This is a genomic window from Chryseobacterium populi (assembly GCF_000282115.1).
GTDB classification, from domain to species: Bacteria; Bacteroidota; Bacteroidia; order Flavobacteriales; family Weeksellaceae; genus Chryseobacterium; species Chryseobacterium populi.
Genome location: NZ_AKJY01000044.1, coordinates 1 through 22191, shown reverse-complemented (window position 1 = coordinate 22191; position 22191 = coordinate 1). Strand labels below are relative to the sequence as shown.

At 36.6% G+C, this 22191-nt stretch carries 23 protein-coding genes and 1 tRNA gene; 18 read left to right on the top strand and 6 right to left on the bottom strand.

Going from position 1 to position 22191, the window contains the following annotated elements:
* Positions 1–71 precede the first annotated feature (71 nt).
* Positions 72–923: a transketolase gene (locus PMI13_RS11865; protein ID WP_007843959.1), complete on the top strand. Its 852-nt coding sequence runs from the start codon at positions 72–74 to the stop codon at positions 921–923.
* A gap of 50 nt (positions 924–973) precedes the next feature.
* Positions 974–1918, top strand: coding sequence for a transketolase family protein (locus tag PMI13_RS11860; RefSeq protein WP_007843957.1), 945 nt, complete (start codon positions 974–976; stop codon positions 1916–1918).
* 50 nt (positions 1919–1968) lie between these two features.
* Here the strand turns inward: PMI13_RS11860 and PMI13_RS11855 are convergent, their stop codons facing one another.
* Positions 1969–2337 carry a helix-turn-helix transcriptional regulator gene (locus PMI13_RS11855; RefSeq protein ID WP_007843955.1) on the bottom strand — a complete coding sequence of 123 codons (369 nt, stop codon included), beginning with the start codon at positions 2335–2337 and terminating at the stop codon, positions 1969–1971.
* A gap of 237 nt (positions 2338–2574) precedes the next feature.
* Here PMI13_RS11855 and PMI13_RS11850 point away from each other — a divergent pair, with 237 nt between their 5' ends.
* From PMI13_RS11850 to gwsS, 5 genes are all read left to right on the top strand, one after another.
* Positions 2575–2781 (top strand): TIGR04139 family peptide modification target, encoded by a 207-nt coding sequence (locus tag PMI13_RS11850; RefSeq protein ID WP_034669819.1) that lies wholly within the window; start codon positions 2575–2577, stop codon positions 2779–2781.
* A gap of 53 nt (positions 2782–2834) precedes the next feature.
* Positions 2835–3716: a hypothetical protein gene (locus PMI13_RS11845; RefSeq protein ID WP_007843952.1), complete on the top strand. Its 882-nt coding sequence runs from the start codon at positions 2835–2837 to the stop codon at positions 3714–3716.
* On the top strand, positions 3703–4644 hold the full coding sequence (locus tag PMI13_RS11840) for a hypothetical protein (RefSeq protein WP_238536308.1): 942 nt from the start codon (positions 3703–3705) through the stop codon (positions 4642–4644). Before PMI13_RS11845 ends, PMI13_RS11840 begins: the two co-directional genes overlap by 14 nt.
* Entirely contained in the window at positions 4641–5543 is a 903-nt protein-coding gene (gene gwsG / locus PMI13_RS11835; protein ID WP_007843950.1) for a grasp-with-spasm system ATP-grasp peptide maturase, read from the top strand. Before PMI13_RS11840 ends, gwsG begins: the two co-directional genes overlap by 4 nt.
* A 196-nt stretch (positions 5544–5739) precedes the next feature.
* The gene (gwsS, locus tag PMI13_RS11830) at positions 5740–6807 is read left to right on the top strand and encodes a grasp-with-spasm system SPASM domain peptide maturase (protein WP_007843947.1); all 1068 of its coding nucleotides are present in this window, start codon (positions 5740–5742) and stop codon (positions 6805–6807) included.
* A gap of 277 nt (positions 6808–7084) precedes the next feature.
* Here gwsS and PMI13_RS11825 read toward each other — a convergent pair whose 3' ends face one another.
* The 3 genes from PMI13_RS11825 to PMI13_RS11815 form a co-directional block, all read right to left on the bottom strand.
* A complete protein-coding gene (locus PMI13_RS11825) occupies positions 7085–7462 on the bottom strand; it encodes a hypothetical protein (RefSeq protein WP_007843946.1) in 378 nt (125 codons plus the stop codon).
* Positions 7463–7530: 68 nt separating this feature from the next.
* The gene (locus PMI13_RS11820; protein ID WP_007843944.1) at positions 7531–8001 is read right to left on the bottom strand and encodes an Lrp/AsnC family transcriptional regulator; all 471 of its coding nucleotides are present in this window, start codon (positions 7999–8001) and stop codon (positions 7531–7533) included.
* 134 nt (positions 8002–8135) lie between these two features.
* Positions 8136–12932, bottom strand: a complete 4797-nt coding sequence (locus PMI13_RS11815) for a translocation/assembly module TamB domain-containing protein (RefSeq protein ID WP_007843943.1) — start codon at positions 12930–12932, stop codon at positions 8136–8138.
* A 4-nt stretch (positions 12933–12936) separates the two neighbouring features.
* Here PMI13_RS11815 and tsaD point away from each other — a divergent pair, with 4 nt between their 5' ends.
* Together tsaD and PMI13_RS11805 are read left to right on the top strand one after the other, a co-directional pair.
* Positions 12937–13953 carry a tRNA (adenosine(37)-N6)-threonylcarbamoyltransferase complex transferase subunit TsaD gene (tsaD, locus tag PMI13_RS11810; RefSeq protein ID WP_007843941.1) on the top strand — a complete coding sequence of 339 codons (1017 nt, stop codon included), beginning with the start codon at positions 12937–12939 and terminating at the stop codon, positions 13951–13953.
* A gap of 212 nt (positions 13954–14165) precedes the next feature.
* The gene (locus PMI13_RS11805) at positions 14166–14855 is read left to right on the top strand and encodes an RsmE family RNA methyltransferase (protein ID WP_007843939.1); all 690 of its coding nucleotides are present in this window, start codon (positions 14166–14168) and stop codon (positions 14853–14855) included.
* Here the strand turns inward: PMI13_RS11805 and PMI13_RS11800 are convergent.
* Positions 14852–15523 carry a TrmH family RNA methyltransferase gene (locus tag PMI13_RS11800; protein ID WP_007843937.1) on the bottom strand — a complete coding sequence of 224 codons (672 nt, stop codon included), beginning with the start codon at positions 15521–15523 and terminating at the stop codon, positions 14852–14854. The genes PMI13_RS11805 and PMI13_RS11800 overlap by 4 nt on opposite strands.
* An 81-nt stretch (positions 15524–15604) precedes the next feature.
* Between PMI13_RS11800 and PMI13_RS11795 the strand changes: the two genes are divergently transcribed.
* The 3 genes from PMI13_RS11795 to PMI13_RS21580 all read left to right on the top strand — a co-directional run bounded on the left by PMI13_RS11795 (position 15605) and on the right by PMI13_RS21580 (position 17976).
* Entirely contained in the window at positions 15605–16621 is a 1017-nt protein-coding gene (locus PMI13_RS11795; protein ID WP_007843935.1) for an asparaginase, read from the top strand.
* Between the two features lie 54 nt (positions 16622–16675).
* Positions 16676–16762 (top strand) — tRNA-Ser (locus tag PMI13_RS11790).
* A gap of 944 nt (positions 16763–17706) precedes the next feature.
* On the top strand, positions 17707–17976 hold the full coding sequence (locus PMI13_RS21580) for a hypothetical protein (protein WP_039889527.1): 270 nt from the start codon (positions 17707–17709) through the stop codon (positions 17974–17976).
* A 219-nt stretch (positions 17977–18195) separates the two neighbouring features.
* Here PMI13_RS21580 and PMI13_RS11775 read toward each other — a convergent pair whose 3' ends face one another.
* A complete protein-coding gene (locus PMI13_RS11775; protein WP_007843926.1) occupies positions 18196–19047 on the bottom strand; it encodes an AraC family transcriptional regulator in 852 nt (283 codons plus the stop codon).
* An 87-nt stretch (positions 19048–19134) separates the two neighbouring features.
* Between PMI13_RS11775 and PMI13_RS11770 the strand changes: the two genes are divergently transcribed.
* The 6 genes from PMI13_RS11770 to PMI13_RS11750 all read left to right on the top strand — a co-directional run.
* Positions 19135–20082, top strand: a complete 948-nt coding sequence (locus PMI13_RS11770) for an NADP-dependent oxidoreductase (protein WP_007843924.1) — start codon at positions 19135–19137, stop codon at positions 20080–20082.
* Between the two features lie 42 nt (positions 20083–20124).
* Positions 20125–20505 (top strand): carboxymuconolactone decarboxylase family protein, encoded by a 381-nt coding sequence (locus PMI13_RS11765; RefSeq protein WP_202948032.1) that lies wholly within the window; start codon positions 20125–20127, stop codon positions 20503–20505.
* Between the two features lie 16 nt (positions 20506–20521).
* On the top strand, positions 20522–20908 hold the full coding sequence (locus PMI13_RS11760; protein WP_007843919.1) for a YybH family protein: 387 nt from the start codon (positions 20522–20524) through the stop codon (positions 20906–20908).
* An 8-nt stretch (positions 20909–20916) separates the two neighbouring features.
* Positions 20917–21096 (top strand): hypothetical protein, encoded by a 180-nt coding sequence (locus PMI13_RS21575; protein ID WP_238536307.1) that lies wholly within the window; start codon positions 20917–20919, stop codon positions 21094–21096.
* Positions 21047–21883, top strand: coding sequence for an alpha/beta hydrolase (locus PMI13_RS11755; protein ID WP_238536306.1), 837 nt, complete (start codon positions 21047–21049; stop codon positions 21881–21883). The genes PMI13_RS21575 and PMI13_RS11755 overlap by 50 nt, the downstream gene beginning before the upstream one ends.
* 2 nt (positions 21884–21885) lie before the next feature.
* Positions 21886–22191: NAD(P)H-dependent oxidoreductase (locus PMI13_RS11750; RefSeq protein ID WP_007843917.1), on the top strand; the 306-nt coding region annotated here is incomplete at its 3' end.

Here is a 22191-nt window from a genome sequence, read left to right as displayed (position 1 = left end):
TAGATCCGGATTTTTGCATTTCCGTAAGCCAGTAAAAAATTGTAAATTCGCGTGCAAATAAATCTTATATAATGAGTAAAAGTATCGAAGAGTTAAAATCTCTTACTACGCAAATCAGAAGAGACATTTTAAGAATGGTTCATGCTGTAAATTCCGGTCACCCCGGAGGAAGTTTAGGGTGTACTGAATACTTCACAGCCCTTTACGGAAAAGTAATGAACTATCATCTTCCTTTCACGATGGAAGGTAAAAATGAAGATCATTTCTATCTTTCAAACGGACACATTTCTCCGGTTTATTATTCGACTTTAGCCAGATTCGATTTTTTCCCGGTGGATGAATTGAGAACTTTCAGAAAATTAGATTCAAGACTGCAAGGCCACCCAACTACTCACGAAGGACTTCCGGGGATCAGAATTGCTTCAGGTTCTCTTGGTCAGGGATTGTCTGTTGCTCTTGGTGTTGCTGAAGGTAAAAAATTAGATGGGGATAACTCTCTTGTTTACACTCTTCATGGAGATGGTGAATTGCAGGAAGGCCAGGTATGGGAAGCTTTGATGTATGCTGCTGCAAAGAAGGTTGACAATATTATTTCAACAATCGACTACAACGGCCGCCAGATCGATGGTGATACGGATGATGTATTGAGCCTGGGAAATCTTCATGCAAAACTTGAAGCTTTCGGATGGACTGTTTTGGAAGAGAAAAACGGTAACGATCTTGAAGCTGTGATTGCAATCCTTGAAAAAGCTAAAACCGAAACAGGAAAAGGAAAACCTGTTGTGATCATTCTTCATACAGAAATGGGCTATGGGGTAGATTTTATGACCGGTACTCACGCATGGCATGGAAAAGCTCCCAACGATGAGCAATTAGACACGGCTTTCAAACAATTATATTTAGAAGCTCCAGCTGATTACTAATCATAAGTAATGAATAAAAGGTAGTTAGCAATAAAAATAATAAGTAAAAAATGAAATATACATATACAGAAAAAAAGGATACGCGTTCAGGATTCGGAGCAGGATTAGCTGAGCTTGCTGACAAAAATCCTAATGTAGTAGCGCTTTGTGCAGACCTTATCGGTTCTTTGAAAATGGAGAAGTTCATTGAGAAAGCACCGGAAAGATTTTTTCAGGTAGGAATTGCAGAAGCTAATATGATGGGATTGGCTGCAGGCCTTAGCATTACAGGAAAAATTCCTTTTACAGGAACTTTCGCCAACTTTTCTACATCAAGAGTGTATGACCAGATTCGTCAGTCTATTGCTTATTCCGGGAAAAATGTAAAAATCTGTGCTTCTCACGCAGGCCTTACTTTAGGAGAGGATGGGGCAACCCACCAGGTTCTTGAAGATATCGGGATGATGAAAATGCTTCCGGGAATGACTGTCATCAATCCTTGTGATTATAACCAGACCAAAGCAGCTACTCTTGCGATTGCAGATTATGAAGGCCCCGTATATTTAAGATTCGGAAGACCTACTGTACCTGTATTTATTCCTGAAGATATGCCTTTCGAGATCGGAAAAGGAATTATGCTGCAGGAAGGAACTGATGTAACAATCGTTGCAACAGGCCACCTGGTTTGGGAATCTCTTGTTGCTGCTGATGAGCTTGAAAAAGAAGGAATCTCTTGTGAGGTAATCAACATCCACACAATTAAGCCTTTAGATGAGGAAATCATCTTAAAATCAGTTGAAAAGACCGGGAAGATCGTTACTGCTGAAGAGCACAACTATCTTGGAGGTTTAGGTGAGTCTGTAGCAGGAATGTTAGCCAGAAAAAGACCGACAAGACAAGAATTTGTAGCGGTAAATGATACTTTTGGAGAATCTGCAACACCGGCAGAACTGATGAAAAAGTATAAAATCGACGCTGCTGCTGTGAAAGAAGCTGTAAAGAGAATTTTAGCATAATTAAAACTAAAATCTCAGAAATAACAAAGTCCTCATTTCTGAGGACTTTGTTATTTCTGAGATTTTAAAGCGGCAATTTCATCTAAAAGCTTAGTATTTTCCTTTTCTAATTTTTCTATGTACTTTTTTTGAATTTCCAAAAAGAAATCCGGTACATTATAATAATGAATATTACTTCCGGATTGATCATGTAAGGTAGAGTTTTCATATTGGAAAGAAAACTTTGTTTCATCACCCTTGATATCTTCTAACGGAACTTCCAGTGTTTTCGCCAGTTTCTCCCATTCATCATCAAAAATTTTAACCTCTCCACGTTCTTTTCGTGAATAGTTAGAGGTATCCGTGCCTAATATTTTTGCCATTTTTTCCTGAGATATGCCTTTTTGTTTCCTGAGATCTTTTAATTTTTCTTGAATCATTGTGAATTGGCTTTACACAAATATGCAAAATATGTACCTATTTTGCAAGAAAAATACCAAAAAAATGCAAAATTTAATTCTCTACTGTTAGAATTTTATTTATAGTTTTGGATTTACACCGTTGATATGAAAAGTATTTTTTGTATGTGCGCAGTACAGACACTTATCAAATCAACAAAACCCAATGTCAGGGATTATATGACAGAAAAAATTTTTAAATACAAAAAAATTAACAAAATGAAAAAATTAACTGGAATGAAGAATTTTTCTTCAGAAAACAAAAAGCTAAAAAGAGAAAATTTAAAATCAATCAATGGCGGTCTTATCTATGGTGGTGGGAAAGCTATACCATCTAATTTGGTAAATGAGAATGGAAGTCATGATACAGATTATTATGATGCTAATGGAAACTGGATCAGCAGAGGATGGTGTTGCAATGGATAAGATAAGGAGGGCATTGCCCTCTTTACTTTTAAAGATATAAATATAATATAAATATGACTATAAAAGCCGTAAATATCACTCTTTCGTTCGGAATTTCTATCCTTATGTTTTCACTTTTTATTTCTTCATGTAAAAGTAAAGAGGCTAATTACATTACTTATTATAACAAAGTAAACAAAATTGATAGTATTTATCGAATCTCCAACAAACCTTTAAAAGCCATAAAGGAATACAGAAAACTGTTCAAAAACTATGACCCCAAAAACCAGGAACGCATCGAAGAGTATTCTACCTATATCATATTATCTGATCAATACCAAAAAAAATTCGGAGGACAAAAAAGCCTCTATACCTTACTTCCTTTAATTGCTCCTTATAATAAGGCATACAAGGATTATTTGAAACTGTATCAAAAATATGGTATTGACAGTTTAATGGTAAAAAAAGGTATAGCAGAATGGAAAAAAAAGCTCAATAAACAACTTATTGATTCTTTTACAATAGCAATGATCAGGGATCAGGAAGGAAGAACTCAACCTATAGATACCGTAGCTGTAAAAAAAAATATTGAGAAAAATGCCAAGCTTTTGCTTTGGACCTTCAAAAATTATGGATTTCCTTCCTTACAAAAAATTGGTTTGTATGGCAATAACAACACTTTCTTACCGATGCACACCTTCCTTACTCATATGAATGAATCTGAAAACCGCTTATTGATACAGGATAAATTATTAGAATATGTAAAAACCGGAGAATGCCCTCCTGTAAGTTATGCTATGATGGTGGATAACTACAACTATATTTATAAAAAAAATACGGTTTATGGATTTAGTTTCAGCAATTCTAAAGACACTGTTCAAATCGATCATAACCGAAAAAGCATTGGACTACCCGGTCTGAAACATTATAAAAAAATAAGAAATGACTTTTTTTAAAAAAACTGATTCACATATGCAAGTAAAAAACATTCATATCATCTTTTCATCTGCAATTTTGATCCTTTTAGTTGTTTGGTCATGTAAAAGCAAAGAGGTCAATTATATTACGTATTACAATAAAGTGAATAAAATTGACAGTATCTACCGCATGGCTAACAAACCCAAAAAAGCAATCAGGAAATACAGAAGATTATTCAGAAGGTATGAACCCAAAAACCAAGAACGCATTAATGAATATGCTAACTATATAATTTTGTCCGATCAATATCATAAAAATTTCGGAGGACAACAAAGCCTTTATAAGCTCCTTCCTCTAATTGCTCCTTATAACAAGCAATATAAGGATTATCTGAAACTTTACAAAAAATATGGCATTGATAGCGTAACAGTGGAAAAAGAAATAGTACAATGGAAGAAAAGCCTAAACAAGCAACTAGTTGATTCTTTTACAGTTGCAATGATCCAGGACCGAGGAGCCAAAGCAGATGACTCTATTAAACATCATTTAATTTTAAAAAAGAATGCCGAGCTATTAATCTGGACTTTTAATCATTACGGTTTCCCTTCCCTCCAAAAAATAGGACTTTGGAATGAAGGAGAGTTTTTGGCAATGCAGTCCTTAATAGACCATATGTCGGAATCAACCTATTATCCCTACTTCAAAACAAAATTATTGGAATATATAAAATCCGGGGAGTGTCCTCCCTACTTTTATGCCGTCATGATTGATAAGCATAATCTAAATTTTACCAATCATAAAGAAGATATAGTGTATGGAGCTTACAGATCGATCGGTTTTAAATTAGATTCTACACAGCTTGATCGCAACAGAAGAAGTATTGGGCTTCCAAGTTTAAGGCACTATGGAGTAATTAAAGAAGTTTTTCATAAAAAATCAGCTACAAAAAATTCTCTAAAAAAATGATATTGATAATTTCTAACAACAATGATAAAACTACGACAGAAGTCATAAAATGGCTTTTTGTTATGAAAAAAAAATTTATCCGTGTACACGAAGATGAAGTATTTGAGATTAAGGTTGATAAAAAAAATGTCTTCGTGAAAAGCTATAGAAATCAATTCTTTTTAGATGAAATTACGAGTGTATGGTATAGAAGAGGAGGAATAAAATTTAAACGTTTACAATATGGGAACAAATCGATAAACATCCATATGAATGAAGCACAGCATTGGCTTGAAGATTATGTAATCAAAACCTTAGAATCAAAAAAACATATTAACAAACAAAGTAATAGCCATGTCAATAAACTTTTAGTATTGGAACAAGCTCAAAAAGTAGGACTTGATGTACCTTTTCACTTTCTTGCTGATAATACTGATGAATTAATTCTAAATAATACAATTACAAAATCCATTACGGGAAATGTACTATTGGAATCTTTAAACAAAAATTCTAATGGTATTATGTATACGGCTATAGTGGATAAACAAGAGAAAGAAAATTTCTTTATTTCATTTTTCCAGGAAAAAATTGAAAAGGATTTTGAAATCAGAAGTTTTTATCTTAACGGAAAATTTTGGTCTATGGCTATTTTTTCACAAAATGATGACAAAACTAAAATAGATTTAAGAAGATATAATTTGAGAAAACCTAACAGAAATATTCGTTATAATCTCCCACAAAGTATTGAAAAAAAAATCCATAGACTTATGGGTGATTTAGATTTAAATTGTGGTTCAATTGACCTTCTGAAAAGTGATGATCAATTTTATTTTTTAGAAATCAATCCCATAGGTCAATTTGGGAATGTATCAGCAGACTGCAACTATTATTTAGAAAAAGAAATAGCTGATTATTTATAAACAATTTTTCACAAAGAAAGACCAATAATATGAAAAAAAACAAAGAACAGCACAAATTACCTTTAATATTCAAATATTTAGAATTCTTACCAAAAACCGCTCATATGAGTTATAAAGATAATATAATTGTATGTGGAAAATATCAAACTAATTTTTATGGCAAAAATATTTCTGTAAAACCTCTAACAAGAATGCTATGACTTATTTTAATTTATTCAGTAATATTTTAATAACGAAAGGCGCAAGCAGAATCCTGATCTCAGATTTACAAAGAAATATATCGGAATTATATCCTTTGGAACTTAACGATTTAATTGATGAGTTAAAAATTAAACCGATAGAAGACATAATCAAAAACTATGATACCGATTCTAAAGAAATAATTAAAGAATACATAGACCTCCTATTAAAAGAAGAATATGGTTTTCTGTCTCAAAATAAACAGGATAAGAACTTTCCTCCTTTATCGTATGAATACAAGAATTACAATATCTTATCCAATATTTTTATTGAATTAAATGATCTTTCTGTCATCAGCAAAATAAAAGATTCAGTAGAAAATTTACAAATAAAGTATATTGTAATTTATTACCACAACTGCCTGAGCATTAATGACTTTTTAGAGATAGAAAATTACTTTAAAGATTCTGTTGTTGAAAGTATAGAAATATTTTCACAATACCATTTAAACGTTGATAAAACCTTCATCCAAACTCTTAATGAGAACACCATAAGAATAAGCAGTATAATATTTTTTAATTGCAAAGAATATTTATTTGAAGTAGATGAGGAATATAGATTTACCATAAATTTTACTGATGAAAATTTAAAAATTTCTTCTTGTGGGAAAGTTGATCTGCAATATTTTAATACTAATCTTCCAAAAGTTTTAGAAGCTATAAATTACAACTCTTGTCTTCATCAGAAAATAAGCATAGACAAAGACGGTAACATCAAAAATTGCCCAGCAATGTCCCAAAGTTTTGGTAACATCAAAAATACAACTCTAGAAAAAGTATTCCTCCAGAATGATTTAAAAAAATACTGGAACCTTACCAAAGACCATATCGAAGTTTGTAAAGATTGTGAATTTAGATATATATGTACAGATTGTCGAGCTTACACAGAACAGATCCATAAAAATGATGATGGTCTTGATGTTTCCAAACCATTAAAATGTGGATATAATCCTTACACAGCAGAATGGGAAGCATGGAGCATTAATCCTTTAAAGCAAAAAGCCATCCGTTATTATGGAATGTAAAATAAAAGATTCAGCATCAATCAGCAGAAGCAGAAAAGAGCTAGGAATGTATAATTTAAAACATCAGAAAAAATAGCAGATGACTTTTCCGAGTAATTATTAAACAAATTCCAACTATTTTATTTTTTTTAAAACCATTTCATCCTGAAAATATCATGTGATCAAAAAAGAGGCTGTCTCAAAAGTACCCCCTCTCTCAGACTCCTGTCTGACAACTTTTGTTATTTAGGAGATTCTCAGAGCATTAATTTACCTTTTGAGACAGCCTCTGCTTATATTATTTAAAAAATTTCCATTTTGGGATGATTGCAAGCATTCCAAATCCTGTAAAAAGGAAAAGGTTGGTCACATCCGTATATAAAAATGTAGACAGGTAATAATTGTGCATAAAAAAATGCAGCACCAGTAATACCGGGAAGGCAAAGATCCCTGGCTTTCTGTAAAAGAACATCAGTACAAGACTGATCATCATCAGCAGATCTATTGAGAAAATTACATAAAAATACCATCTTGGGATATTAAGATATTCATGCTGTAAGTATTCATCTACATCTATTCCCAGGCCCATTATTGTAAACAGCATTAAAGAGGCAAATGCCAGAATAAAACCCCATCCTTTTTTAGGACTTTCGTCAAAGTAACTGTATTCTTCCATAGGTACAAAAATAAAGAACTTATGAATAATTTCATAAGTTCTTCTATATTTATTCGTTTAAAATTTGATTAAACAGAAATAGCGTTAATCAGTCTGTTTTTATCGCTTAAGTACTCCTCCATAGAAATCATACTTTCTGTTCTCATCACATCCTGAATGTCATCTATCTGGTAGATAATTCTCTTAGCATCTTCAGTATTCTTAGCTCTCACCTTACAGAAAATATTATATTTTCCTGAGATTACACTCGCTTCGATTACATTAGGAATAGTTGATAACTCTTTTAAAACCTCCTGTGTACGGTTTGATTTGGTTAAAAGAATTCCTATGAAAGCTGTAAAATGATAATCTAATTTACCATAATCGATATTAAGGGAAGATCCCAAGATAATACCAGCATCCTCCATTTTTTTCACTCTTACGTGAATTGTCCCTGCAGAAACATCCATCTGTTTTGCAATTTCAGTAAAAGGCATTCTTGTGTTTTCTACTAAGAAGTCAAGAATTTTCTTGTCTATTTCGTCAAGTTGATAGTTCATATTAGTTAAATTACAATTTTCTTAAAAAATCAATGTATTTTTTGCAAATTTATAAAAAATAATTTAACAAAGAAAATTATATTAAATATTAACAATAATTAACACATATGATAAAAATCATTAAAATATTCAAATTATTTACCGTCTGATTTTACAGAATCTGTTTTTATTTCCGTTTTAGCTTCAGTCTGTTTTTTATCTTTTTTCTTTCTTTTAAATAGAGAATTAAAGCTTTTGCTCCACACAATTCCCCCTCCATAGGCCTGATTCGCAGAACCGTTTGTTCCGGCTCCTGTAATTCCCATCCCGATATTGGTAGGTTTTGAATACCCCCTTAAAACCAGACTTCCGTCATTCTTTTTAGAAATATCATATTCTATTGAGCCCTCACCCGAAAGATAATTAGCTTCTGTACTCTCCGTTTTGGTCAAAGGAATCCCCAATCCTGTCTTCACTTTTATTCTTGGGGAAAGAGCAAAGGTAACTCCTGCATTTGCCCTGTCACCCGTATTTGAGTTCTGATCTCCTTTCACATAATTAAGGTCAATCTGGAATTCATTACTCATCGTATTTAAAACAGATCCTAATTGTTTTAACAGCATATTATAACCGGAAGACTCTGCAACACCGGCCACATTTACATCTACTCCTCCTGAGTTTGAAACGTTAAAACTATTTAACAATAATATGGAACCAAATTGTAAAACTTTCTCCCCATCCTGACTCATTTTTGCCGCTAAAGTCTCCTTCACCTGGCTTGAAACTTCTAAAGCAGACACATCAAGATCTATCTTGGGGTCTACAAGAGATTGAGTGATATTCGCCTGTAAAAGTATACTGATAGGCTGTATGTTTCCCATATTCAGATATTCCCCGGCATTGGAGACCATTCTCACATAGTTAGCCGTAATATTTAATGCCGGCTTCATCGCGTCACCATCCCAGCGGATACTGCTTCCTCTCTCAATCTGGAAGGTTTTATTAAGAATGGCTTTGGATACAAATGTTCCGTTATCCACTTTGTAGGTCCCATTCATTGCAATATTCCCCTGCCTGCTCATCTGGAACCTTAAATCATCTGCAGTTCCTTTTACCGTAATATTTCCTACGTCATCACCTACCAGAACATTTACAGTAGTTCCTTTATCTACATCAAGGTCAAAATCAATATTCATGTTGGCTCCGGTTTTTTTCTTCTCTTCAAGCGTAATTAAACCGTCTTTTCCTTCTTTCAGGAATCTCAGCATCTTAAATTCTTCAACATTGGATGTGGAGCTTGAATTAAAGGTGAATGTACTTCCATTCAACGCTTTCATATTAGGCGTTGAAAGACTTAAACCCGATACAGGCCCATCAACATATAGATCACCCTGCCCGTAAACCCTTCCCCAGAATAGATCAAAATCTTTCTGCGTCGTATTCAGTACCAATAGATTATCTGCTCTCATTACGAGGTTGACTCCCATTGAAGAAAGGGTTTCAAACTGTATCGCCCCGGAAATTGTTCCTTTTGAGTTGGACCTTCCGTCATGAACTCCGATGTTATTGAGAATCGCCAATCCCTTGGATAAAGGGATCACCGTGTCATCAAATGAATAATCTACTCCCGTAAACAAAAGTTTTAACCCGAATTCTTTCAGGGCAATATCCCCGCTGTAGTCCAGATCGCTCAGTTTACCATTTATTTTAAGGTCTCCGGTAGCTTTTCCTCTTAAGTTCCCGAATATAGACTGTACAAACTGCTGGGCAAATGCAAGATCAAATTCACGCATTTCCGCAACAAGATCTATGGTAGGTGAAGCCGTGTTATTATTAACGGTGCCCGTTAAATGTAAATTATTATTGCCTATTATTCCTGCCGAAGTTACTTTTACATCTATATCGTAAACATTCAATGAAAATCCGTTGGTTGCTGAGATGGTAACATCCCCCATATCATTGCCATTCATCTTAATATCATCAATGGTCAAATCGATCAATGGCTGCAATGTACTCTTATCCATCCTGATCTTAACACTTCCGTTGGCAAGACCTTTGAGATCCATAGAATTCCCTCCGGACTGCATTTCCAGGAGCTTTTCAATCGCAAAATCTTTAATATCCGCATCTACATAGAAATCTTTAGCAGATTTAAAGGTAGATTCTTTGATAAACAGCTCGCTGTTATCCGAAAAAACCCTCAGGTTCCTGATTTCAAAATCACTGGTCTTTTTTCTGTAAGTAATGGAATGGTCAAGTTCCGGGCTTGTATCTATCGCCCAGGTTACCTCATTAAATTTGACTTCCGTCGGTTCAAACCTGAATACATAATCCCCAGCTGCATTAGTCGACTGGTTGACATTAATTGCATATTCTTTCAGCTTATCATCCAGTTCGTCTTCAGGGCTTCCGTGTTTGAAAGCAGTCGCAAGATGAAGGATACTGTTATTTTCATTTCTCCCGCTAAGGGTCAGATCTTTGATCACATTTTTATTATATTCTACCCTTTTTACTTTTGCATAAAGCTGCTCATTAAGGTTAGCCGTATTTATTCTGACCAATACGCTATCTACCATAGCACTATCGCGGGTAATATTATCCCTCTGGTTGATTTTATAGGCAGGATTGGCTTCTGCAAGGGCTTTATCGGCTTCTGTAATTTCGACTTCTTTTGTCATTACATATTTTAAAGACGCCGCATCAAGATTCAGAATAAGATTGTTTGAATTTCCATCATACTGCCCTTCTACCACAGCTCCCTGAGGCAGCTTTAAATCCGGCATAAAGTAACTTACCAGACCTTGCTGAACATCAAAATTCATAGCAAAACCCTGCCCCCTGTATAGCTTTCTCGGCGGTGGGCCTACTAAGATTTTTCCTAATCCGTTTTCTACCATTCCGGCTAAATCTGCCAGGTTATATTTTCCTGAAATTTTTCCGTTAACAGCTCCCGGGGCACTGACATCGATGACACGGCTGCCTCCTTCTATAAAGGTTTTCACTTTAGCATTCGGAATAATATATTTTTGAGTTGCCGTAGCAAAATTTACATTATTTGCCTCTACATCAAGAATAAGATCATTAATGGATGACATCGACATTTTACCGACTACCTGCCCACTTACAATCTGATTGCCGGGCTTATCAGTAAAATAGTTCATATTCAGATAACTGACATCGGCGTTTACATCCATTGCAATTCTTGAAGTGCTGAAATCAATCAGTCCTTTTATTGTAGCTTTTGCCTGCTCATCATTTACAGTAATGGTTCCATTATACTTTTTATGATCAAGCAAGCCATCCAGATAAAGGTTATTGATTTCTTTATTCATGATCTCAATCTTTGAAACCTGGGACTTTGTGGTCAGGCGCATGGTGTTGACATCGAAACTCTGCCCGTTAATATCAAATTTACCAGAGATTAAACCTACCGATTTATTTTTTGTGATCACAGAGGCATTCAGGTCCGTAACTTCAGCATATCCTGAATATTTTGGTAAAGCCGTACTGTAATCTGTAAGAAAAAACTTGGTAATTTTTGCCTGTCCGATCCCGGTAATTAAGTTTCCATTGGGCACATACACCTGCTTAGGATTTACACTCGCTGCCCCATTATATTTCAGCCTTCCGAAATCATCCGCAAAATTCTTCATCTTTGTTGAAATAAATGAAGGCATCATTGCTTTCAGGTCCTTATAAGTAAAATCGGCTGCAAGGTTACTGGTTTCAATCTGAAAATTGCCTTTAAGGATATTTTTAACCTTCATGGTCTGAGTGGCAATATTCACACTCGGATTCCTGATAAGGAAGTTTTCCAGATAGAAATTATTCAATGGACCTGTCATTTTTCCAGCCACATTAAATGGTTCGAAATTGTCCCAGTTAGTTACAAAATAGCTGATATCATATCCATTAAGCTGACTTCCCTGATTAAGATTCATATCCCATCTTACCTTATCGGCAAAATCTGCCCATGAACCTTTATTAAGATTAAATTTTATATTTCCCTGCAAAAGGCTGTGGTCTGTATTCAATGTCAGATCTTTAAGAGAAAGGAAATCATCTGTCATAGATAATTCTGTGGAGAAAGTGTCTACAATATGAGATTTTCCCCATCTTTTTGTGACAAAGGATAAATTGTTTATGAGTGCAGAGATATTGGCACCATTCACTTTCACATTAGGCGCTTTCAGGTTGAAATGAGTTGCTGTAAGCCACTTTCCGGCTTCACCCGGCGAATTCAGATTGACAATAGAAACTCTGGAATCAAAAATCTGCAATCTGGAATTTAACTGAAACGGCGGCTTACTGGGATCTCTTTTTTTCCCACTGTCAAATAGTTTTGTGAAACGGATAAAATTGGAAATACTATCTCCTTTATAAGTAATTACTTTTATATCGGCATTTTTAAGTGTCAGGGAATTAAAACTTAAAGAATTATTCTTCCCAATATTAGTTGCTAAAGAAAACCAGTCAGAATTAGCAATAAATTCCCTGGCTTTAATAAAATCATAGCCTTTATAATCTTTAATTTTTAAGCCTTTTATGGTGACGTCCCCGAAAAAATCCACTTCTACGCTTTCAGTAGACATTTCTGCTTTAAAGTCTCTGTTGACGATTTGTAATGCCTGATCTGCCGCCCATTGTTTGGTGACAGGAAGGTTAATGATAATAATCACTGCAACAATCAGAGAAACTCCAAGCCAAAAAAGAATTAATAAAAGTTTTGCCCACCATGAATAGCTTGCGATATCTTTAGCTGCCTGCTTTCCAAACTCCTGAGCTGTTTCTACCGGATGGTGAATCGCATCTGAAGCCAGTTCGGACGCTTCTTTTACCGTTTCCTTTACATTATCTTCAACATTCTCAACAGTTTTTCGTACCTGATCTCCCAAGTTGTCAGCTACAGATTTTTTATTCTCATTTTCGTTATTATTCTCTAACTTTGCCATTATTATGAGCGAGTCTATAATTTTAGGTATTGAATCGTCTTGTGACGATACATCAGCAGCCATCATCAAAGGGAATTCCATTCTTTCTAATATTGCTGCCAATCAAGCAATCCATAAAGAATACGGAGGTGTTGTTCCTGAACTGGCTTCACGGGCCCATCAGCAAAACATTATCCCTGTCGTTGAAAAATCTCTGACTAAAGCAAATATACAACAAAATGCAATTTCTGCTATAGGATTTACACGCGGACCCGGACTTTTAGGTTCTCTCTTGGTTGGAACCTCTTTTGCTAAATCATTGGCAATGAGTTTAGACGTTCCTTTAATTGAGGTAAACCACCTTCAGGCCCACATTTTAGCCCATTTTATTGAGGATGCAAATCCTATGCCGCCGAAATTTCCTTTTTTGTGCCTTACGGTAAGCGGAGGCCACACAATGATCGTTTTGGTGAAGGATTATTTCGATATGGAAATTATCGGAAAAACAACTGACGATGCTGCGGGTGAGGCATTTGATAAAATAGGAAAGATCTTTGATCTGGATTACCCTGCCGGTCCTATTATCGACAAACTGGCCAAAGAAGGCAATCCCGATGCTTTCAGGTTTAATAAGCCTAAACTTGAAAATTATGATTACTCTTTCAGTGGAATAAAAACATCTGTTTTATACTTCATTCAAAAAGAGGTCAGAAAAAATCCTGATTTTATTAAGGAAAACCTGAAAGATCTATGCGCATCGGTTCAGAAATGTATTATTGAGATTTTAATGAACAAGCTTGAAAAAGCTGCAAAAGATTTAGAAATAAAAGAAGTGGCCATCGCGGGTGGAGTTTCTGCCAATTCAGCATTGAGAAAAGCAATGGAAGATAATCACAAAAAATCAGGATGGAACATTTATATCCCAAAATTTGAATATACAACCGACAACGCTGCGATGATTGCCATGGTTGCCCAACTGAAATTTGAAAGAGGGGAATTTACGGATCTAAGAACAGGTGCAACTTCGAAGTATGATTTGTAGGTTTTACTGAAGTGCAAATTTGTAAAATCGCAAAATAATAGAAAATGTATCAATTTTATTTTGAGAAATTCGAAGTATAGCAAAATGTAAGAAAGTTGGTCAAAGAAAGTTATTTGGTAATATGATCTTTTCCGGAAGTGAAAAATCTGGAGATAGATTATTATCTGCAGTCAACGGTTTTACAAATCATCAATTTAACGAGTTAACAAGGAATGAAATTATTTTACGGCAACATAGAAGATAACAAAGTAGTCATTAATGATGAAGAGCAGCAGCATATTCTGAAAGTCCTCAGGATGAAGGATGGAGAAGAAATTCATGTTACAGACGGGAAAGGGAGTCTTGCATCCGGAACGCTGATGATTGAAGGTAAAAAAGCCGGTATCGATGTTTCGGCCATTAAAACAGATTTTCCGGATTTTGAGCCTAAACTTCATATTGCGATTGCACCGACAAAAAATATTGACAGAATTGAGTTTTTCGTAGAAAAAGCTGTTGAAATGGGTATTTCTGAAATTACATTTGTACTGACTGAAAAAACGGAACGTAAAAACATCAATACTGATAAAATCAGAAAACAGTCTATTGCAGCTTCAAAACAAAGCTTAAGATTTCATTTCCCGATTATTAATGACGTTGTAAAGTTTTCCGATTTTCTGAAGAATACCGAAATAAAAAACACTTTCGTGGCCCATTGCAATGAAAACCTGGAAAGAATTGAATTGAAAAATATTTCTAAGACAGGTTCCTATACTTTTCTTATTGGTCCGGAAGGTGATTTTTCCGATAAAGAAATTCAATACTTAACAGATCTTAAAATAAGAGCAGTCTCTCTTGGAAATCAAAGACTAAGAACAGAAACAGCAGGAATATTTGTTGCTGCATGGAATTATCTGACTTAAAAATCGATTCCGTTATCCCGGATATATTTTTCAAAGATCTGTTGTCCGCTTCTCATAGAATTGACTGCCCAGCGAATCTTCATTTTTATCAGCTTTTCTGCATTCAGTTTATAATCAATATCTGATCTGAGCAATTTCTGTTTTAATTCATACATACAGATTCCTGCCGCTACAGATACGTTAAAGCTTTTTGTGAATCCATACATTGGTATTGCTAAGGTTTCATCGGCAAAATCAATCACTTCCTCTGAAACTCCTTCCAGCTCAGTTCCAAACACCAAAGCAATGGGTTCCGTGATCTGATAATCGGGAAGCATCACTGCATTTTTTTCGGGAGAAACTGCCAGGATCTTATAGCCCTGGTTTTTAATTTTCTGTAGTGATGAAATATTTTTCGGCATTTTTTCTACCTCTACCCAGGTTTCTGCCCCTTTTGTAACGGTAAGATTGGGATTGAATACGTTTTCTTCTTCCAGAGCAACCACTTTATGAAATCCACACGCTTCTACCGATCTTACAATCGCCGCAGCATTTCTGAACTGATATACATCTTCCATCACCGGAAGAATAAAATCTGAACTTTCCGGAGAGAAGTGTTCAATTTTCTTTAATCGTTCTTCCGTTAAAAACTGTTTTAAATACTCAAAAGTTTGTGCTAAATCTTTCATTCATTTTCAAATCTTTGCAAATTAACGTAATTTTGAAGCTATGAACCAAACAGGCTCAGATTCTTTATTAAAAAGTATTACATGAAACGAAAAGTCCTGCTTATATATACCGGTGGAACCATCGGAATGGAAAAAGATTATGAAACCGGAAGCCTTCGCGCATTTGATTTTGGAAATATTTTTGAGAAAATGCCCGAAATGAAATTGATGGAATGTGAGGTATTCGTACATCCTTTCTCAAAACCACTGGATTCTTCCGATATGGGACCTGAAGAATGGAAAATCATTGCTAACTATATTCATAAGAATTACAACGCATATGACGGCTTCCTGGTGCTTCACGGTACAGACACCATGTCTTATACCGCTTCGGCTTTAAGTTTCATGCTCAAAGGATTGAGAAAACCTGTTATTTTAACCGGTTCGCAGCTTCCGATCGGTGATTTAAGAACGGATGCCAAAGAGAACCTTCTGACCAGCTTATATTATGCAAGTCTGTATGAAAATGATGAAGCAGTAATTCAGGAAGTGGCCATTTATTTCGAATATAAATTATTAAGGGGAAACAGAACGCTTAAATATTCTGCGGAGTATTTTGATGCCTATTCCAGTCCGAATTACCCTATGCTTGGCCAATCCGGTGTTCATCTGAATATTATTAAGGATAATCTGTACCGCTGTGATCCTAAGGTGGAGTTTCATGTGGATGATTATGTTTCCGAAGATATTTTATTCTGGAGAATCTTTCCGGGAATGCATTTAAGCCATTTTAAAGAAATCCCGAAAATGAAAGTGCTGATCCTTCAGGTTTTCGGTTCCGGAACCATTTTTAGTACTGAAAAAACACAGCAAACTCTTCAGGAGATCAGAAATAACGGAACTGAGATTGTAGTGGTGAGTCAGTGTATTTCGGGGGGCATCTCATTCGGGAAATATGAAAACAGTAATATTTTCTCAAAAATCGGGGCTATCAGCGGAAAAGATATTACAGCGGAGAGTGCTATCACAAAAGCTATGCATTTAATCAACAACCCGAAATACCCGGAAAGCTTTGCCGATAACTTTACAAAGAGTCTTTGTGGAGAAATTACAGACTAATTGCTTTAATTGTTTGGTAATTCAATAAAATACCTTATTTTTGCAATCTCAAATAGAGAGGTGTCCGAGTGGTTGAAGGAGCTACCCTGGAAAGGTAGTATACGGGTAACTGTATCGAGGGTTCGAATCCCTTCCTCTCTGCTGAGAGGGTCTTCATGATGAAGACCCTCTTTTTTTCGTATATCAGCAATCCTTTTTCTTTCATTTTCAAATGGTTATGCGACGCCAAGCCGAGCATTGTAGGTGTTCAATAAATACCATTTTCATAGTACAGATTGCTGTCGAACACCATATTTACAAATTCCCTCTTTTGCAGGGTGTCGGAAGTAGTATATACGTGTCGCATATCTGTCAAAAGGTTAAGGTTGTCTTCCAATATACCAAATGCCTTGCTCTTGTTGTTTCCTAACCTTTCAATCGCTCCTTTGGGATTCAGTATCTCATTATTATATATTGAATAAGGTATCCTTGTTGATTTCGTTCTTTATCCATTTTTCCTCAACCGAAAATAGCTTTTCCTCGACCTCCTGTAATCGGCTTCTCTTTTCAACAGCCTTTTTACGGTTGTTTTCCATTTCCGAATCGAGCGAACTTTTCGTTACCGTCCTAATCTTTCTTACCCCTGCATTCAGGCAGGCACATCAGCTCACAGGCTTCCAAAAATTGGTTATGGGCTTTTATCGCACTTATATTATTGTGCTTGGAGTGCCTGCACTTGTAATAATACTTGCCCGATTTGCCCTTGGCGGTGCACCAGACAGTGGATTTCCACAATGGCATTTCAATACCCCACGCAACGGGATTTCATCGTCTATAACCGTTCTTGTTTTTTCGGGCGTTTCATTTTCTCCTGTACCATTATCCAAGTGGTTTTGTCAACGATGGCTTCGTATATGCCGTCAAACAATCCGCCTGCATAATCCTTATAGGCTTAATCCTGCATAGATCGGATTTTTAAACACTTTTTCGATAGCCATATTACCTTTTGTCGAGAAGCCTAACTCTTGAGCCTGTTGTTTTATCGGATAGAGAGATGTCCCCTTAAATAGGCTTCATAGATAAGTGTACTATCTTAGCTTTCCTCAATGACCAATCTACGTTCTTTCCGCTCTCCCTCTTTCCTATATCCGAACGGAGCGTTCTTGAAGACAAATACCGTTGAATTGGCTATACACATCACAAACAGCGAAACGGAATTTAAAAAGCAGCTCAAAGAGCAGGGTATCAATGCGGTTGTCCGCAGGAACGAGAGCGGACGGATTTATGGTATCATGTTCATCGACCACGAAAGCCGAAGTGTCTGGAACGCTTCACAATTAGACAGAAACCTGTCTGCAAATCGGTTTAATGATTAGTGGAACAATGGAAACAAACCCGAATTGAAAATGCAAGACAACCCTGTTTCTAATATGAACACCATAGGCCACCAACCGACTAAAGACCTTTTTGAGTTTATCACTAAGGAACATTCGCAAAGTTCTGATTTGGGATTATCCAGCCTATTGCTCCAAGCACAGGGCGAAGACTACGAGGAAGAACAGTTTACAAACCGAATGAAAAAGAAACAAAGGAAGCTATGATACAAGTGAATTAGGCAAGAGATAAATTTGCCTATATTTCTTTAAACTCATTCCCTTATGGCGTTTGAAAAACTTGTTGATATGGCTCTCATCGGCAAATCCAAATTCGTCCGCTATCTCATGCACCCTTTTGTCACTGAAACGCAGTCGATGCTCGATCTGCCGGATCCTATAAGAAGAAATGTACTGTTGGATCGGTTCATTGCATTGCTTTCGAAAATAGCTACCAAGATATGTGGGGGACAATCCAAATTCTTCGGCTATTTCTGCAATTTTCAATCGATCGGGTTGGCGGATATTTTCCTGTATGTAATCCAGAATGTTCAGGATACGTACATCGGCATTAGGAGAAAGGTTTTCTGGTTTTATGACCGAAATATTTCTGGCAGCGATGACGATAATGGCATTGACAAAATGACGTACCAAATCTTCACTGTATATATTATCGTGGTCAAGGGTACGCCGTATTCCATCCATAATGGAAGCGACCATCTGTCTATCATCAGGATTGACCAAAATCGAACCTGAAAGATGTGAAGCATAGTATAACAGGCATTCGATGTGATCAATACTTTGCCAGCTATAACTCTTGACATAGCACGGAGCAAAACGGATGACTATAAACTCGCATGTGTTTTCAAGATCGAATGTGTGACTGTCCTTTGGTGTAATCAGGAAAAGATCACCGGATTTAAAAGGAAGACAATTACCATTGATCGAATGATATCCCTGACCGGACAATACATACACAAATTCAAAAAAATTGAATTGGCGGTCACGTAAAGGACAACTATCTACCTTTTCGTAATAAACTTCCAATGATTTGTGCATATTCTCTCTCGCCATAATGACAAAGATACCCAAATAGACTTGAAATGTACCTGTTTTTTAGTTTTTTATCGGTCTATTTTTGCATAGATCAATCAAGAACAGATGAAAGCAATCGTATTGGAAAATTTCGGAGGTGTCGAAAACCTTGTCTACAAAGACATTGAAAAACCTACAATAACAGCACATGAGGTACTGGTCAAAGTAAAGGCAATCAGCATCAATCCTGTTGATGTCAAAGTCCGAAGCCGACAGGCTCCACTGGCAGAGGATCTGGCAAAATACGATCCCTTGATATTGGGCTGGGATATTTCGGGCGAAGTAACGGAAATAGGAAATGAGGTTACCCAATTTAATATCGGGGACGAAGTATTCGGCATGGTCAATTTTGTCGGGCATGGCAGAGCCTATGCCGAGTACGTCGCAGTCCCTGCCCGGCATCTCGCCCAGAAACCCAAAAACATCAGTCACTTGGAAGCTGCCGCAAGTACCTTGGCAGCATTGACTGCTTGGCAGGCTTTCGATAGCTACGGCAAGTTAAGATCTACGGACAAAGTACTTGTCCATGCAGCATCGGGAGGTGTTGGGCATTTTGCCGTACAGGTCGCCAAACATATCGGTGCATTTGTGATCGCTACTTCGTCAGGCCCAAATAAGGATTTTGTGTTGGGATTGGGATCGGACGAGTTTATCGATTACAGGAACGTACGTTTTGAGGAGGTGTTGCAGGATATTGATTTTGTATTGGAAACCATCGGAGGTGCCAATTTCCAGAAATCCGTGCAGGTGCTTAAACCTTTTGGAACCATTGTCACATTGCCCTCGGGACATACAGAGGAAGATGAGTTAAAAGCACGTGAAAAACAGCTACATGCCTGTTATTTCATGTCGGTTTATTCCTGCGGACAGGATATGCAACATATCGCATCCCTATTGGCAAAAGGCGTGCTGAAACCCCACATATCCCATGTATTCGGATTTGACGAAATGGCAAAAGCACACATGCAGATTGAAACGGGACATACAGTCGGTAAAGTAGTCATTCAATTATAGAAGAAAATGGATTATAAAGAACTTTCCAAGAAGAACATAGGTTTGTTATACAAGGCTCATGCAAGTATCCGTCAATCAGGAATAGATACCGGACTTATCGCTTTGGCAGAACTAAAAACATCACAGCTAAATGGTTGTGCCTACTGCTGTAGCTTTCATGCCGATGAACTCCGTGAGATGGGTATCGACCAGCGTCTCATTGACAAAATTCCGGGATACAGACATTCACAATCGTTCACGAGAGAACAATTCGCCGTACTCCGTTGGGCAGAGACATTGACCTTGTTGAAAGAGGATACGGATCTGATTTTAGCGGATCTAATGCCATTGTTTGACGACAAGCAGATCGTAGATCTAACGGCAAGCATTTCGTTAATGAATGCATTGAACAGGTTGAGGATTAGTTTGGGAGACAAGGATTAAATAAAACGATAAGAATATGAAAAAAACACGACCAACTGTTCCCGAAGAAATGAATGCCTGTTTTGCGGCAGCCTACAACAGCGGCAACATAGAACGGATTGCAAATCTGTTTGAACGGGGAGCGATAACCGTGACCATCGAAGGGCGATCCCTTACCGGTGAAAAAGAAGTCCGGACAGATCACATCAATCTATTGGGATTGGATAGCAAGATGACATCCGTCAATCAGTTTGCCATAAGGTTTGAAAATATCGCATTGTTGCGGGCTGGTTGGTATATAGATACTGTCAATAAAGATGGCAAGCCTATTTCTATAAACGGTTCTTCCTCGGAAGTAGTACGCCAGCGGCAAGATGGCACATGGTTTTATATCATTGACCATCCATTTGGGAACACTATATAATAAAATGTATGGGCATAGAACATAAAATAGATAGCGAACTGTATAGGGTACTGTCCCAAAGTAATTTCAATAAGATCGATTACAATACCTTATTGGTACATGATCCTATCCAGATCAGAAGAGAAGAGAAGAGAAGAAATGGATTTATCACTAAAAGAAGAGCCTCTTGCCATTCCCAAACGGCTTGATGTGAGAAATATCCATATTTCCTCTACTGAAAAGTCAAGAAACATCAGGCTGAGAACATATCGACCGAAAGGTAAACAAGACTTACCCGTATTGTTGTATTTTCACGGAGGGGCATTTATATTCGGTACACCTGAACAATACGATTTCATATTTTTCAAGTTGGCTCTGGATATTGGTATGCTGATTGTTTCCGTAGATTATCGATTGGCACCCGAAAATCCATTTCCGGCTGGAATGGAAGACGGTTATAACGTACTCTTGTGGTTATCCAAAAATGCCAATCAGATTAATGGAGACAAAAACAACATCCTTATTGGTGGCATCAGTGCCGGAGCAACGATTGCAGCATCTATTGCACATTTAGCGAGAGACAGAAAAGAAGTCGTAATTCGACATCAGTATTTGCTTTATCTTACGACAAGCCACCTTTTGGCAACTCCGTCGATGGATGAATTAGCCGATGCTCCTATGCAGACCCGAACATCGGCAGAATGGATGTGGAAGTATTATTTACAGAATAGAATAACCAATCCTCTCAAATATGTGGTTCCCTTGTTGGAAAATAATTTTAAGGATTTACCAAGCGTAACTGTTGTGGTATTTGAACTTGATCCGTTGAAAGATGAAGGAAAATTGTACGCTCAAAAATTAAAAGAAGAGGATATTCCGGTCAACCTATTGGAAATACAGGGAGCAGTACATGCCTTTGACTTTTTCTCTTGTCGGCTATCAGATACTTTTTATGAACAACAGGTAACATTATTCAAACATATTTTAAACCAATAGAAATGAGAAAGATAGTTGTCATCAACGGACATCCGTACAAAGAAAGTTTTAACAGTGCTATTGCACATTCTTATATAACTTCAGCTCTGAACTTCGGTTCGCAGGTACGATACATTGCCATCGGCGAATTGGATTTTAACCCAAATCTACAATATGGCTATCAACAGCGGATGGAGCTTGAACCGGATCTGGTGAAGGCATTGGAAGATATACGTTGGAGCGAACATCAGGTCTGGATACATCCGCTGTGGTGGCTTGGTATGCCCGCCATTATGAAAGGATTTTTTGACCGGACATTTCTTCCGGGG